At 65.4% G+C, this 15,008-nt stretch carries 14 protein-coding genes, 1 pseudogene and 1 other annotated feature; all 15 genes and pseudogenes read right to left on the bottom strand.

What is annotated here, in order from left to right; all coding sequences use genetic code 11:
* Positions 1–67: 67 nt before the first annotated feature.
* A pseudogene (locus IEX64_RS17165) lies at positions 68–799 on the bottom strand (IS3 family transposase); the annotation flags it as partial.
* Positions 411–527, bottom strand: a sequence feature (AL1L pseudoknot). It overlaps the preceding pseudogene by 117 nt.
* 315 nt (positions 800–1,114) lie before the next feature.
* On the bottom strand, positions 1,115–2,701 hold the full coding sequence (locus tag IEX64_RS17160) for a PepSY-associated TM helix domain-containing protein (protein ID WP_188821469.1): 1,587 nt from the start codon (positions 2,699–2,701) through the stop codon (positions 1,115–1,117).
* Positions 2,698–2,991, bottom strand: coding sequence for a hypothetical protein (locus IEX64_RS17155; protein ID WP_188821467.1), 294 nt, complete (start codon positions 2,989–2,991; stop codon positions 2,698–2,700). Before IEX64_RS17155 ends, IEX64_RS17160 begins: the two co-directional genes overlap by 4 nt.
* Complete coding sequence (locus IEX64_RS17150) at positions 2,991–3,263, bottom strand: hypothetical protein (RefSeq protein WP_188821465.1); 273 nt, start codon at positions 3,261–3,263, stop codon at positions 2,991–2,993. Before IEX64_RS17150 ends, IEX64_RS17155 begins: the two co-directional genes overlap by 1 nt.
* A 1-nt stretch (position 3,264) precedes the next feature.
* Entirely contained in the window at positions 3,265–4,104 is an 840-nt protein-coding gene (locus IEX64_RS17145; protein ID WP_188821463.1) for an alpha/beta hydrolase, read from the bottom strand.
* On the bottom strand, positions 4,101–6,290 hold the full coding sequence (locus tag IEX64_RS17140) for a TonB-dependent siderophore receptor (protein WP_188821461.1): 2,190 nt from the start codon (positions 6,288–6,290) through the stop codon (positions 4,101–4,103). Before IEX64_RS17140 ends, IEX64_RS17145 begins: the two co-directional genes overlap by 4 nt.
* A gap of 181 nt (positions 6,291–6,471) precedes the next feature.
* The gene (cobU, locus tag IEX64_RS17135; protein ID WP_188821459.1) at positions 6,472–6,984 is read right to left on the bottom strand and encodes a bifunctional adenosylcobinamide kinase/adenosylcobinamide-phosphate guanylyltransferase; all 513 of its coding nucleotides are present in this window, start codon (positions 6,982–6,984) and stop codon (positions 6,472–6,474) included.
* A complete protein-coding gene (locus IEX64_RS17130; protein WP_188821457.1) occupies positions 6,981–8,441 on the bottom strand; it encodes a cobyric acid synthase in 1,461 nt (486 codons plus the stop codon). Before IEX64_RS17130 ends, cobU begins: the two co-directional genes overlap by 4 nt.
* Entirely contained in the window at positions 8,429–9,367 is a 939-nt protein-coding gene (cbiB, locus tag IEX64_RS17125) for an adenosylcobinamide-phosphate synthase CbiB (RefSeq protein WP_188821455.1), read from the bottom strand. The genes IEX64_RS17130 and cbiB overlap by 13 nt, the downstream gene beginning before the upstream one ends.
* Complete coding sequence (locus tag IEX64_RS17120; RefSeq protein ID WP_188821453.1) at positions 9,360–10,337, bottom strand: threonine-phosphate decarboxylase; 978 nt, start codon at positions 10,335–10,337, stop codon at positions 9,360–9,362. Before IEX64_RS17120 ends, cbiB begins: the two co-directional genes overlap by 8 nt.
* Positions 10,334–11,047, bottom strand: coding sequence for an adenosylcobinamide-GDP ribazoletransferase (locus tag IEX64_RS17115; protein ID WP_188821451.1), 714 nt, complete (start codon positions 11,045–11,047; stop codon positions 10,334–10,336). The genes IEX64_RS17120 and IEX64_RS17115 overlap by 4 nt, the downstream gene beginning before the upstream one ends.
* Positions 11,044–11,622: a histidine phosphatase family protein gene (locus IEX64_RS17110; RefSeq protein WP_188821449.1), complete on the bottom strand. Its 579-nt coding sequence runs from the start codon at positions 11,620–11,622 to the stop codon at positions 11,044–11,046. The genes IEX64_RS17115 and IEX64_RS17110 overlap by 4 nt, the downstream gene beginning before the upstream one ends.
* A complete protein-coding gene (cobT, locus tag IEX64_RS17105; RefSeq protein ID WP_188821447.1) occupies positions 11,622–12,635 on the bottom strand; it encodes a nicotinate-nucleotide--dimethylbenzimidazole phosphoribosyltransferase in 1,014 nt (337 codons plus the stop codon). The genes IEX64_RS17110 and cobT overlap by 1 nt, the downstream gene beginning before the upstream one ends.
* Entirely contained in the window at positions 12,632–13,039 is a 408-nt protein-coding gene (locus IEX64_RS17100; RefSeq protein WP_188821445.1) for a DUF1636 domain-containing protein, read from the bottom strand. Before IEX64_RS17100 ends, cobT begins: the two co-directional genes overlap by 4 nt.
* A complete protein-coding gene (locus tag IEX64_RS17095; protein WP_188821443.1) occupies positions 13,039–14,973 on the bottom strand; it encodes a TonB-dependent receptor plug domain-containing protein in 1,935 nt (644 codons plus the stop codon). The genes IEX64_RS17100 and IEX64_RS17095 overlap by 1 nt, the downstream gene beginning before the upstream one ends.
* Positions 14,974–15,008 lie beyond the last annotated feature (35 nt).

Genomic DNA, 15,008 nt, shown 5'->3' with positions numbered 1-15,008 from the left:
TTCAATTCCTCCTTTCTCTTTTGCATTCCAACATACGCCTCCCGGATCATCCGGGACGAGGCGCACCATAGGTGAAGTCGGAAACCCAGAGCATGTTCGGCGCCGGGGCGTGGAATTGGCGGTTGACCTGATCGAGCGGGCATGGCGCCGTCTTGTCGCTCATCGTGGTCTTTACCGGCTTGCCCCGGATCACACCCTGCAAGCCGAGGTCGCGCATCAGGCGCTCCACCGTGCAGCGGGCAATATCGAAGCCCTCGCGCTGCATCTGCCGCCACACCTTGCACGCCGTAGACCTTGAAGTTGGCCTCGAACACGCGTCGAACCTCAAGCTTCATGGCCTCATCGCGCTGGGCGCGCGGTGACAGGCGCGACGGATCACGGCGCTGCGCCACACGCTCATGATAGGTGGATGGGGCGATCGGCAGAACCCGGCAGATCGGCTCGACCCCATACTCATCCCGATGTTCATCAATAAATGCGGTCATCGCTTGAATGGGCGGTCGAGCTCCGCCTGGGCAAAATATGCAGACGCTTTGCGCAGAATCTCGTTGGCCGCCGCAACTCGCGGTTCTCACGCTCCAATGCCTTCAGTTTGTCGGCCAGTTCGGCCAGCACGCTTGCCGATGTTCACCTCTGCCTTCTTCACCCACTCCAGCAGCGTATGCCCTGAACAGCCAATCTTCGCCGCAATGGATGTGATCGCAGCCCAGCGGGATGGGTAATCACCCTCGGGGTCCAGAACCATGCGGACTGCCCGCTCACGAACCTCTGGCGCAAACTTGTTCGTCGTCTTGCTCATCGTAGACCCTTCCTCTCAGGAGTTAGGGCCTCCGGCAATCCCGCGGAGGTTCAAGGCGCCTTCTCAAGAAGGTCGAAAATTTCTGAATAAAATCAAGAAAATGGCATTTCAACGGTTTTGAAGACGGTGGATGATGGTGGGGAATATTTTGCTCATTATAATTCAATGTGTTATGAGAATTTCAGTGATCGAGTGGGAATGATTCTGAGCCCTCGCTTCACTGTACTCGGAACGCCCGACACTCAGCGGGTTGCATAATTGCCGAACTTCAAAGCTCAGCTGTCAACCATCAGCTCATGGTGCAACAAAGCCATGTCAGGGCACAGTCCGCTCCTTTGCGGCTGCCTCGCTGCCAGTGCTCCATACGCTGTCTGCAGGCCCGCAGCGGCCTCGGCTCAAAGTGGATCGCCAAACCAATATAAGTGACAGCGCAGCTGCCGCCGCAATGATGTCGACCAGAACAACTCTTGGGGGGTGCGCCAATGCCGACATGATGGTTGATATCGGAATGGCAAGATTGGCGGCGGCGGCGATCGGCAGTAACTCCGCTGCGCCGCGTGCGCTGCCGCGAAACAGGGCCCATGCGACAAAACTGAAGAACGTGGCGTGGTAGATAAGACTGTGCATCAGCGGTGTAGCCGCAAAGCCGAGTGGCTTCGCGGCGGCTATCGTCAAGGCCACACCCGCCACGCACCCCAGCGGCACGCCGACGGTCAGCGCGCCCAGGATGCGCGTGGACCGTGATTGCTGTACGGCACCGGCCTTGCGCTCCCGTTTGCGGCGGCTTTCGACCCAGAGCAGGTTGCCGGTGTAGAACAGAAATGCGCCGGACAAACCCAGCAGGAAATAGGCCCATCTTACGCCCGTACCGCCGAAACTGCCGAAGTGCAGCGCAAAGAAGCTGGTGATGGCCGCTCCCCAGCCGTCTTGCCGACCGCCCAGGTAGTCGGTGCCGGTCAGCTCTCCGGTATGCGGATCGAGCATGGCCAGCGTGTAGGTGGGGCCGCGCAGACCATAGCGCGGATCGCTTCCCATCACCCGCAGTGTCGCGGTTCCACCCGGCCCCTTGCCATAGGCGAGGGCGCTGGGGGTGAAGCCCGGCAGTTCACTGGCAAGCTTGTCGACAACGGCTGCCGGTTCGATGACCGGACCTATCGAGGGGGAGGGGGGCGCTGCGGCAACCGGGCGGGATGCGGCGCGCGCGAACGTTGCTCCCTGTGCGTCATAGAACTGGTCGTGAAAGGCGAAAACGACGGCGGTCAGTGCCATCACTACGTGAAACGGCAGGCTGAACAGGCCCAGCACGTTGTGCACGTCGAGCCACATGCGTTTGACGTTCTTGCCGAGCCGGAGTGCAAAGAGATCCTTCACGAGGCTCGGCAGCAGCACAATCACGCCCGACACGAGGGCGATCGCATAGAGCAGGGCGACTGCTCCCATGATCGGCATGGCGATTTCGTGATCGAGCATGAGGCCGACTTGCTGATGCAACACGTCGACGAACTGCGCGACCGGAGAAGGACCTTCCTCGACGACCTGCAGCGATCGGTCGGGAGCGAGCGCGGCGTAGAATGTCTTGGGGGGGGCGTGTTCGTCTGACCCTCGTCCACCGACTTCCCAGCTCACGCGAGCCGGTTGTTCGGGTCCCGTTTCCAGATGGACGGTATAGCCTTTGGCAGCCTCCGGATGGGCGGCAAGGACGGCTTGTACGAGCTGCGGGGTGCGCTCCAACGACACCGGCTGTGCAAGTTCGCTCGGTGGAGAGGCCCAGCGCTGCAAAGGCTCCTCGAACATCGTGATGGCGCCTGCGAAAAAGGCGATGAACAGCGCGAGGCCGGAGATGATCCCGACCCAGCCGTGAATGTCCTTGTACATCTTCACGACGTCGGTTCGCAGCTTCATGCGAGAGTTCCTGTTGCAAAAAGAGCCGCCCAGACCACCGCAGTGGCCAGGCCCAGCATTGCCCAGGCTCTGAGGCCGGAGCGGAAGAGAAAGCAGAAGCTCAGAACGGCGCACCAGATCGGTGCGATCAGCCACATCGTAAGCTGGCCGCGTGTAGAGAAAAAGGTGTCGCCCACCCCGATCGCCCATGCCAGCAGGCCCGAGATGCCGAGCGCTAGGCCGAACCCGAGGATCAGCCCCGCCGCCGCCTTGCCGAGCCAGTCCCGGCTGGAGAGTTGTTTGGCGGACATCAGTTTTTCTCGCCGCGATAACGGATCCAAGCGGCGACCAGCGGCACCGTGGACCAGACGAGTATGGCGACAGTCAGGACAATGAACACGGCCGTCGCCGGCCCGGCCCAGTTCAGCAACAGTACGAGGCCGATCACCAGCCCGCCCGCACCTGCCCATCCCCAGACTTGCGGTGCGCGCGGTTCAGCGGTGATTTGCTGGTGCGGCGTTGCGAGATAGACCGCTAAGGCGCCGGCAGCCGTCATCAGGACACCAGTCCAGGCAAGCAACATTTCAATCCTTTCCGGAACTGTCCGTGCCGAACGCGGCGACAATGGTGGCCGCCATCGCGGCGAGCATGGTGGAGCCGTGCCCGTGCCCCGGCATCGACAGGAAACGCGCTGGATCGCCGCGGCGCTTCCAGCGCGCCACCAGCGCTTCCGCGGCGCTGCCGGTGCCGGCATTGGGCCCGGCTTCATCGGGGGACGTCACGATCAGAAGCGAGGCAGCGCTGTCCTTATCGGCATCGCGCTCTCGGCGCTTGAGCATGTCTTCGCCGAACCAGAGCGAAGGGCTTACGGCAACGAACCGCGAATAAGGCCGTCCCGCAAACATGGCGTGGAGCGCCAGCAGGCCGCCGAAACTGTGCCCGGCAAGCGTCTGGCGAAACGGATCGACGGGCAGGCGTGCGCTTACCAGAGGGCGCAGCTGCGTGTCGACGAGATCGAGAAACGCGTCTCCTCCGCCGGTTTCCATGCCCTGGGCGGGAAAGCCAGCAGGTATGGCATAGCCCGGCGTAGGTGGCGTGTAGTCGAGCACGCGCCGGGGCAGCGGGCCGGACTCCACGGCCACGATCACGCCCGGTTCGACACCCGAACGAGCCCCGGCCCGTGCCAGCCGTCGGGCGGTCATCGTGGCGATGGCGAAGTTGTCCTCGCCGTCGAGCATCCACAATACCGGCCAGCCTTCTGCGGGGGCCTTGCCCTCGGGCCAGGCGACGAGCAGGCGATAGGCATGCCCGTCCGGTGCAGTCACGACCTGCACATCGGAACGTGGCAAGGACCACGGTTCTGCTCCAAGCGGCCCCGCCAGGAGCATGGCCGCAGCCGCCGCCAGGCCGAAGACCGGCTTCACCAGCGGAAGTCCAGACGCGCCGTTACGCTGCGCCCCTGGCCATAGTAACAGGCCGAACTTGCCGTGCAGGTTGCGACATAGCGCTCGTTGGCGATGTTGCGGGCATTGACCGATGCGGTCACGCCGTTTTCAAAGCGGTAGCGCAGGAACAGGTCGAACAGCGCGTAATCGGGGATCCTGGCAAAGCCTTCCTCCTCGCTGATGCTGAAGCCGTAGCTCTTGCCCGTGTAGCGCGCGCCGCCGCCGAAACCGAGGCCTTCCAGCGCGCCGGACCGTATCGTATGGTTCACGAACAGCGATGCCATCCATTCCGGCATCTGCGTCAGTGGATCGCCGTTTTCGAGGTTCTCGGAATCCGAATAGGTTGTCGTCGCAATGACGGCGGTGCCCCAGGGGAGCGTGGCCTTGCCTTCGAACTCGACGCCGCGCACGCGGCCTTCATCGAGCTGGACGTTGCAGGTGCGCCGTCCGCATAAGGTGCCGTTGGGATCGGACGTCACCATATTCTGCTGCGTGATCTGGTAGGCGCCCAACGTCAGGTAGATGTTGTTGCCGGACTGGAAACGCAGCCCCGCTTCGTACTGGTCTCCCGTCGTCGGAACGAAGGGTTCGCCCGACAGGTTGCTCGAAGGATCGCTGATCTCCGGCAGGAACGACTGGGCATAGCTGGCATAGGCGGCCAGACCGTTTCCGAACAGATAGACCGCGCCTGCCCGCCAGGTAAAGTCATCCGACTTGGTGATGAAATTGGTGTCGGAGATCAGGTTGCGGGTGTCGTCCTTCGCCCAGTCGTAGCGGCCGCCCACGGTTACCCGCAGGTTGCCGAAACTCATCTGGTCCTGGAGGTAGACGCCGGTCTGCCGGCTGACCGTCGCGGTGTAGATCTGCGGGCTGAGGCTACCGGTGAAGCCGGCCGCTCCGCGCGACACCGGATCGAAGATGTCCAGCACGGGCAGGACCATCGCCGAGTTGACCAGATCCCGGTAGTGTTCCCACTCGGTATGGAAGTAATCGACACCGCCCAGGACGATATGCTTCAATCCGCCGGTCTCGAACCTTGCTTCAAGCTGGGTGTCGGTTGCCCAGCCGTCGCTTTCGCCGTCGCCCTGCACGGCGCGGCGCTGGATCGTCTGGCCGTCGATGCATCCCTCGAGCGAGACGGTGCTGCAGTCCGTCACGGTGTTCCCGTTCAGCACGACGACGCGATAGAGCGTGTCCAGATGCGTGTAGCGGGTGTTGTTGCGGAAGGTGATGCCGCTGTCACCGAAGCGGTGCTCGAAGAAGCTGGCGGCAAGATACTGGTTGCGGTCGAACGTGTTCCAGTCCGGTTCGCCGAGATTGGCATCGATTTCGATATAGCCGCCGTTGGTCTCGTAGAGCGATCCGGTGGACGGTAGGAACTGGAAGGTCGCCCCGCCTTCATCGCGCTGATACTGGCCCAGCAAAGTCCAGGTGGTGTTGTCGTCAGGCTTCCAGGTCAGGCTCGGCGAGATGTACTGGCGGCCGTTCTTGACCTCGTTCACCTGTGTGTCGCCATAGCGGGCAAGGCCGACCACGCGTCCTGAAAGCGTGCCGCTGAGGGGCCCCGATACATCGGCCGCTGCCTGATAGTTCCAGTTAGCGAGATCGGTCGTCCCGATGCCTTGCAGCATGAACTGCGCGCGGAAAACATCGGTCGGTCGCTTGCTGACGATGTTGACGACGCCGCCCGGTGCCGTCTGCCCATAGAGGGCGCCGGAGGGCCCCTTGAGAACCTCGATCTGCTGCAGCGCGAAGGTGTCAAAGCCCGGACGGGTCCATTGCCCGCCCGAGGGCAGGCGCAGGCCGTCCACAAAGTTGTTGTTGGAGGAAAACCCGCCGGCGCCGAAACCACGGACCGAAACCTCGTCCACGCGGCTGTCGATGCCGAAGGCTTCGGCTTGAACGCCCGCGGTATAGCTCAGGGCATCGGCTATCGTGGGCGATGCGCGCAGATCGATCTCTTCCCTGCTGATGATCGAGATCGCCTGCGGGGATTCGATGATCGGCGTATCCGTCTTCGTCGTCGAAGATGCCGTCGACTGCCCCGTGGCCGTTACGATGATTTCCTTTTCCGAGACGGATCCGGGTGCGGCCGGTTGCTGAGCAAATGCCGGCGTGGCGAGAAGCCCCAGGACGATCCCGATGGCTGATGTGGATGTGTGCATAGCCCCCTCATGTGCAAGATTCGCAATCCTGCTAATGCAAATAGGTTGCAATAGCAATTCATGTTCAAAGAATTTGGTTTTTGGCAGACTTGAATCGGGCTGCCGGACCAGTCTGAAGGGCTCAAGGTGGGGCGGCGTCTGCAAGGACGTCGCGGCAACGGGCACCGCAGATGTGTACCGGCTAGCTTCCCTTCAGGGTCAGAGGCAGTCCTGCAGCAACAAGGACGACTTCGTCCGCTACTCCAGCGATGCGCTGGTTCATCCGTCCCGCTTCATCTCTGAATTTCCGGGCAAGCGCGTTTTCGGGCACAATGCCCAGCCCTACCTCGTTGGCTACGAGCGTTAGCGGAACGGGGCATGTTTGTGCCGCTTCCTGCAGGTCTTTGGTACAGGCATCCAGGTCATGCTCGGCGAGCAACAGGTTCGACAGCCACAACGTCAGGCAATCGACCAGCACGCCATCGGTGGATCGTGACGCGTGCGCAATGGCATCCGGCAAGTCGATTGGGGCTTCCAGCGTTGTCCAGCGCGGTCCACGATCGGCCTGATGGCGGGCGATGCGTTCTTCCATTTCCGCGTCGTAGGGCTGCGCAGTGGCAATGAAGGCGAGCCGCCCCGGCAGTGCCTCCATGCGCGCCTGGGCATGATGGCTCTTGCCCGATCGCGCACCGCCGATGACGAACAGAACGCTCAAGTGGAGGCTCCCTGGGCCAGTGTGAGAAGCGCGTCGATATCGAGGTGCTCTTCCAGCCCAGCGGCGAGGTCGTCGAGCGCGGTGTCGACAAGCGCGCCGTGATCGCGGCCATGGCTCTGCACGCCGATGTCGGCAAGGAGCGCGCGGCGCAAGCCTCCCGAGACCAGCAGGCCATGGCAGTAGGTTCCCATTACTTTCCCGTCGCTTGAGATGGCTCCGTCGGCCCGCCCGTCGTCAAGCAAGGCAAACGGACGGCTGGTCGGAACGCCGCGCGTTTCGCCCATGTGCATTTCATAGCCTTCGAAACGGGCTGATAGCGCGGTGCCGCGCACCTGCCGCAGCGCCTTTTGCGGGCCGAGCATGGTCTCGTGATCGAGCAGGCCAAGCCCGGCGATTTCACCCGGCACACCCTCCATCCCCAAAGGATCGGCAATCGTGCGGCCCAGCATCTGATAGCCCGCGCAGATCCCCAGGATCGCCCCGCCGCGCCGGTGATGGGCGAGGATGTCAATGTCCCAGCCTTGTTCGCGCAGGAAGGTTGTGTCCGCGATGGTCGCTTTCGATCCGGGCAGCACGATCAGCGCCGCCTCCGCCGGGATCGGCTGGCCCGGCGGGATCATCGCCACCTGCACGCCACGTTCCGTCTTGAGCGGATCGAGATCGTCGAAATTGGCAATGCGCGGCAGCATCGGGCAGGCCACCAGCGTCCGGCCATCCCGTGTAGAGAGCCCGTGTTCGAGCACGACGGAATCCTCGCTGGGCAGGCGGGCTACGGCGGGCAGCCAGGGCACGACACCGAAGCCGCGCCAGCCGGTCAATTTGGCGATGGCGGAATAGCCATCCTCGAACAGCGCGGGATCGCCACGGAACTTGTTGACGATAAAGCCCCGGATCATCGCCGCGTCTTCCGGATCGAGCACGGTGCGGGTGCCTGCCAGCGCGGCGATCACGCCGCCGCGGTCGATATCGCCCACCAGCACCACCGGCACATCGGCGGCGCGGGCAAAGCCCATGTTGGCGATGTCGCCCGCGCGCAAGTTGATTTCGGCAGGCGATCCGGCCCCTTCGACGATCACCAGATCGCTTCGCCGCGAGAGCCGCTGCCAGCTTTCCAGAACCTCTTTCAGCAAGCTGCGCCGCGTCTCGCGAAAATTGGCGGAGCCTAGCATGCCGCGCACTTTGCCATGCACGATAAGCTGCGAGGTCCGGTCTGCCTGCGGTTTCAGCAGCACGGGGTTCATGTCGGTGTGCAGTTCGGCCCGCGCGCCGAGCGCCTGCAGCGCCTGCGCGCGTCCGATCTCCCCGCCATCGTCGGTGACAGCAGCATTGTTCGACATGTTCTGCGGCTTGAAGGGCAGGACGCTGAGCCCCCGGTTGGACAAGGCACGGCACAGCCCGGCGACCAGCACCGACTTGCCCACGTCCGATCCGGTTCCCTGCAACATCAAGCCAGCCATGTCAGGCCTCCCACACCCAGCCATGCCAGCAGGCAGGCCCGCAGATATATGTTTCCCGCGCGCAGCATGGCGCCTGCGTCCGCCTCCGCGCCGTCGCCGATCCATGGCTTGGGCGAGAGCACGCCGTCGTAGCGGACAGGGCCGGCGAGCCGGATACCCAGTGTTCCGGCCATGGCCGCTTCGGGCCAGCCCGCGTTGGGGGAGGCGTGGCGGCCATGGTCGCGCCAGAGGATGCGCCAGCCTCGCCCCCAACCGGCAAGACAGATCAGGATTGCGCTCAGGCGCGCGGGGATCAGGTTGGCCGCATCGTCGATCCGGGCAGCGGCCCAGCCATAATCGCGTAACGGTTCCTCCGGGTGGCCGATCAGGCTGTCTGCCGTGTTGATGGCCTTGTAGATCCACGCTCCGGGCAGGCCGAGCACCAGCAGCCAGAACAGCGGGGCGATCACGCCGTCGCAGAAGCTTTCGGCAAGGCTCTCGATCCCTGCGCGGGCCACGCCGGGCGCATCGAGCGCGGCGGTGTCGCGCCCGACGATCATCCCGACGGCCTCGCGCGCGGCAGGCAGATCGCCGCGTTTCAGGGCGGCCTCGATCGGCCGGAAGTGATCGTAGAGGCTGCGCTGGGCCAGTGCCGGCCATCCCGCGAAGGCGAGCGGCAGCCAGGCCCAAGGTCCGGCCAGCGCGCGGATCACCTGCTCGGCGGCACAGGCAATGCCGCCGCTTGCCAGCACCAGCACCAGCATCGCCGCTACGCCAGACAGGCGACGCACGCGGGGCGGGCGATCCGGCCGGTTCCAGCGCACTTCGCAGGCGGCGATAATCCGCGCGAAGCCAGCGACAGGATGGCCGATCCGGCGATAGATCCGGTCGGGCCATCCAAGGGCGGCGTCCAGCACCAGCGCGCCGAGGGCGACGGGCTCAACCACGGGCGGACCACAAGGCCAATGCGGCATCGAGCCGCGCCAGCAGGGCATCATCTGCAGGCAGCCCGAAGCGCAGCAGGTGGGGATAGCCAGCGAAAGGGCGTGTCAGGATATGCGCTCGGGCGAGCGTGGCGAACAGGTCTGCCGCATCGGGGGCGGTGGCGAGCCGGAACAGCGGGCACGCACCTGTCGCCCGCAGCCCGTGGCGGGCCAGAACAGCATCGAGTTTGGCGCCCCTTTCCGGCAGGCTGGCAAGGGTGGCCGCTATCCAGTCTCTGTCGGTATAGGCCGCGTTCCCGAAGGCCAGCGCGGCGGAGCAGACCGGCCAGTCGCCTTGCAGCTTACGCAAGTCGGCCAGCAGGGGCTCGGGCGCCAGCACGAAGCCGAGGCGCACACCCGCGAGACCGAAGAACTTGCCGAACGAGCGCGTCACGGCAAGGTTGCGGTCGTTGGCGACGAGATCGGCTACGCTCGCGTCTGGATGGCAATCGGCAAAGGCCTCATCCGCGACCAGCCATCCGCCGCCGTGCTGCTGCCGCGCCAGTGCAGACATCAGGTCTTCGCGGGGGGAGAGGCGTCCGTCGGGGTTATTGGGGTTGGTCACGACGAGGGCAGTGGGGCCGGCATGATCGGGCGGAGGGCTTGCGAAGGCCTTGGCGTACGTCCCGTAAGTCAGCGCGATTGGGCGGGCAGGCAGGCCGAGAATCCGCCCCAGCGCGCGCAGGCCCGCCTCGCTGCCGGGAACTGCGCAGCACAAGGCCGGATCGGTTTCGAAATGGGCAGCGGCGGCCTCTTCAAGCCTTTTGAGCGCACGCGCGTCGGGCAGGGCGCGCCAGTCCGGGCGGATCGTCTCGGCGCCGGTCCACGGGTTCGGATTGATGCCGGTCGACAAGTCCAGCCAATCCGCAGGATGGCCGCCGAAGTGCGCGCAGGCTTCGTCCAGACGGCCGCCGTGGGTGACGAACGGGTTCATGCGGCAAGGACCAGTAAGGCCAGCGTTGCGGTTTCGACCAGTTCGATCCCGGCGCCGTGGCCGTCGCCCGAAATGCCGCCGATTTTGCGGCGCAGCCAGAGGTTCCAGATCGCCATGGCAGGTAGAGCAAACAGGAGTGCGGGGCTCCACCACCACGCCAAGGCGTCCAGCACGAGAAACCATGCCAAGCAGGCAGGCCAGTTTGCCCCGGCGCCGAAGCTGGTTCCCATGCCCCGGTGCAGCGGCGGCAGAGTCAGCGTCCAGAACAGTGGCCCGATCCTGGCCGCGACCGGGACCACTGCCAGCGCGGCAAGCGGGATCGTGCCCATCGCCAGCCGGAGCAGGATCAGCTTGGCGATCAGCTGCAGGCCGATCGCGGTAACGCCGAAGCTGCCGATATGCGGGTCTGCCAGAACTGCCGAAAGGCGTTCCCGGTCGCCGTGGGCGGCCCCGGCGGCATCGGCGATATCGCCAAGGCCATCGAGGTGCAGCGCGCCGGTGATCGCCACCCAGACCAGCAGGGCGGCGAGAGCGCCGGTCCATGGATCGTGGCGCTGGCCCGCCCATGCCGCGCCTGCCACGCATAGCCCGATGAAGATGCCCGCCATGGGGAACCAGCGTATCGCCTGCGCAAAGTCCTTCTCGTTTGCGGCGACGGCGGGCAGCGGCAGGCGCGTCATGAACTGCACGGCGAGGATCAGGGCCTTCATTCGCGGTATCCCGTTTCCAGGCCGATGATCTGGCCGGCCAGCGGCTTTCCGGGCCAGATCCGCAGCGAGAGGAGGGCGCGATAAGGCAGGTCTAGGGCCCAGACTGCGCGATGGTCCTGCCCGGTCAGCACCGAAACCGCCGCCCGCATGGCGCCTGCGTGGGTGACGACCAGAGATTTGTTCTCCAGTCCGGCCAGCCCCTCGCGCACGCGCTGGCACAACTGGGACCAGCGCTCGCCCCGCGGCGGCGGATTGGCATCGGGATCGTCCCAGAAGCGGGCCAATGCTGACTCATCGATGGCTTCGGGGGCAAGGCCTTCCCAAGTGCCGAAAAATAGCTCCCGCCAGCGTGGATCGCGCGAGAGCGGCACGTTCAGCGATTCCGCCAAGTGCGCGGCCTGCAAGCCGGTGCGGCGCAAGTCCGAACTGACGATCTGCCGGACCGGGACATGCACCACCCGGTTCAGCATGACCGGGCATTCCGCGACGAGTGGCGGCTCGTCCAGATGGCCCAGCAGCAGCCCTGTCCGTGCCGGCGGGCCATGGCGCAGCAAGTGGATGATCCGCGCGTTCATTATCCGCCCGCTACGGCAGCTTCGGCAAATGTCGCCATTTCGTTGTGTGCGGCCAGTGCCGCGCGCACGATGGGAACGGCAGTGGCCGCCCCCGACCCCTCGCCCAGTCGCATCCCGAGCTGGAGCAGGGGCTCCAGCCCGAAATGGCCGAGCAGACGGACATGCCCGGCTTCGGCGGAGCAATGCGCGGCAAGGCAGTGGGCGGCGAAGTCCGGCACCCGCGCTACCAGCGGGGCAATCGAGGCGCAGGCGATGAAGCCGTCCAGCAGCACCGGAATGCGCATCATCCGCGCGGCCAGGATCGCGCCTGCCATGGCCGCGATCTCGCGCCCGCCCAGACGGCGCAGAGCCTCGAAGGCGTCGCTGCAGTTCGGTAGGTGGAGGGCAAGCGCCTGTTCCACGGCCATGACTTTGCGCGCCACGCCTTCGCTGTCGATACCCGAACCCTTGCCGCACCACAGCGCCGCCTCACCGCCGAACGCGGCGGCGCAGAGTGCGGAGGCGGGGGTCGTATTGCCGATGCCCATTTCGCCTACGAGCAGCAGGTGCGTGTCCGCGCTGACGGCTGCCGCGCCTGCATTGAGCGCGGCAAGGCATTCCGCCTCGCTCATGGCCGCTTCCCGCGAGATATCGCCGGTGGGCCGGTCGAGATCGAGCGGCACGACCGAAAGGTCCGCCCCGGCTGCCCGGCACAGCGCATTGATCGCCGCCCCTCCCGCCTGAAAGTTGGCGACCATCTGCGCCGTCACTTCCACCGGGAAAGCGCTGACGCGCTGCGCCGCGACGCCATGATTGCCTGCGAAGACCACGGCCTGCACCCGGTCGATCCCGGGACGCGGCGTGTCCTGCCATCCGGCCATGAACACCGCGATGTCCTCCAGCCGGCCAAGCGAACCCGCGGGCTTGGTCAGTTCGGCCTGCCGCGTGCGTGCCGCTGCAATAGCAGCCGCGCCAGGCTCGGGCAGGGCGGAAAGGGCAGCCGTGAAAGCGGTACGATCGGCAAAACGGATCATGTGCAGAGGTACCCTTCGGGCGGCGTGCGAGTGATGAAGTGGCCTTTCACGCCGTCGGGCCATTGGGCGTAGCGCACCGCACCTTCCTCGCTGACGGCATGGTGCGTGGCATATTCCAGAATGGCGCGGGCGGCCTCGCGGTCGGGCGTGAAATCGCCCAGCACGTAGCCGACCTTGCCCGGCGCGCGGATGTGGACGGTGCAATGGCGCTTGCAGGCAAACAGACAGGGCATTTCCTGCACTGCCACTCCGGCAAGATGCGGTTCGTCGCGTTGCACCGCGCGCAGGGCCTCGGCGAGCAGCGCGCCGCCGCGCTGCCCGCCTTCGTCCTCGCGCGCGGCCGCGCTGCGGCGGCAGGTGGAGCAGACCACCACCGCGGCTCCGGACTCGACCGCGCGCAGCATCAGAAGCGGCTCCTTACACCCAGGTAGAATGTCCGCCCCAGCGCGCCATAGCCGCCTGCCGTCTGATAGGTCTTGTCCGCCAGATTCTCGACGCGGCCCTGCAGCATCACCCCATCGGTGACCGGCCATTGCGCGCGCGCATCGAACAGCCAGTAATCGTCCAGTCTTGCCGTGCCGCTGGCGCTGTCGAAGGTCCGGCCCGAATAGCGCGCGGCCACGCTGGCACGCAGGCCGGAGGGCAGGTCCACGCCTGCTTCGACATTGGCGAGATGGCGCGGCACGCGGGCGAGCTGGCGGCCATGGGTGCTGCTGTCCGGGGTCCGGTCTTCCGCCTCGATCCAGCTATAGTTGCCCTCGGCGAAAAGCACTTTCCAGCGTGCAGTGGCAGCGAGTTCCAGACCCCGCGCATGGCTCTTGTCGACATTGGCATAGTAACCGAAGCGGGTCGTGGTGGTGCCCGGAATGTAGCAAACGTCGGGCAGGGTGCCGCTGGTGGGGCAATAGGCGAAGTCGATCAGGTTGTCGGTGTCGCGCTCGAACCAGGTGGCGGAAACGCGCAGGATCTGGCCGAGGCTCTGCTCCGCGCCTGCTTCCCAGCCCTTGGCTTTTTCGGGGCCGAGATCGGCCACGCCATAGGCGCTGAACATCTGATAGAGCGACGGCGCCTTGTATCCCTCGCTGTAGCTGGCGCGCAGCATGGTGGCGCCGCCATTGGGCGTATAGGCCGCGCCGGTGCTCATCACGGTATTGCCGCCGAAGCGCGACTGGTGATCGTAGCGCACGCCGCCATCGAGGGTGAGGCCGGTCAGCGGCGTCAGGCGAAGTTGGCCGTAGATGCTGTTCGTATCGACCTTGTGCGGAGTTTTTGCATAGGCCGCCGTACTGTTCGAGGGCGAGGCGGTGGTCATCCGCTGCTCCTCGCGCTCGGCTCCGAACAGGAGCTGGATCGCATCGGAAAAGCTGTAGGTGCCCTGGTACTCGAAACGGCGGACCCGGCCGTGCGCATCGAAATTGAGCGGGCGGACGTCGCGGGTGGGATCGTAATTCTCGCGATCGGTCACTGTCTGCATCGCCGCGATGCGATTGGTGAAGCGCCCGTCCAGCAGCGCGAAGTTAAGCCCTGCATAGCCAGACCATTCCTTCGTCAGGCCGAAGCTCGGCGTATCGCCCGCGAACCCGTCGAAATCGTTGCGCGCGTCGGAATAGTATCCGCGCAAATCGAGCGAGACCTGCGGAGCGAGGCGCACGGTCACGGTGCCGCTGGCGGCGCTGCGGCGGAAACCGTCGTCCTCGGTGCCGCCCGCGCGCGCGGAGATGCCGTCCGTGGTGAACGTCGAACCGGCCAGACGCCAGTCGATGGCCTTGCTGGTGCCGCCAGCCCCCGCACGGGCGGAAAAAGTCTCGTGGCTCCCGGCTTCGGCCGCGAAGCTGCCTTCCAGCGGTTTTTCAGGCTTGCGAGTGGTGACGTTGACCACGCCGCCGATGGCATCGCTGCCCCAAAGGATGGACTGCGGGCCGCGCAGGACCTCGATACGCTCGGCATCGTCGAGGAAGAGATTGGCAAAGCCAAACCCGCCTGCGGTGGAGGAGGGATCGGACAGGCGCATGCCGTCAAGCACCATCACCGTCTGGCCGCTGTCCGCCCCGCGGATGCGCAAGGAGGTGACAGTGCCGTAACCGCCGTTGCGCGAAAGGCTGATGCCCGGCGTGCGCAGCAGGATATCGCTCAGCGCGATAGGCTGGGTTTCGATGATGGAGTCCTCCTCCAGCACGGTGATGCTGGAGGAGACGCGCTCCTGCGCAACCGGTGTGCGCAGCGCGGTAACGACAATGCTGGCGTCGGGCGCTTCATCGGCGCGCGCCGTGTGGGGGAGAGTGGCGCAAAGGAAAACGGGAACGGCCGGAAACGCGGCCAGACGGATCAATTTCGACATGGGACAGGTCCCTTCATGCAAACGGCGTTTGCCCA

The organism is Novosphingobium indicum (assembly GCF_014645195.1).
GTDB classification, from domain to species: domain Bacteria; phylum Pseudomonadota; class Alphaproteobacteria; order Sphingomonadales; family Sphingomonadaceae; genus Novosphingobium; species Novosphingobium indicum.
The sequence above is the reverse complement of the archived record's forward strand: the minus strand, read 5'-3'. Positions and strand labels throughout refer to the sequence as shown.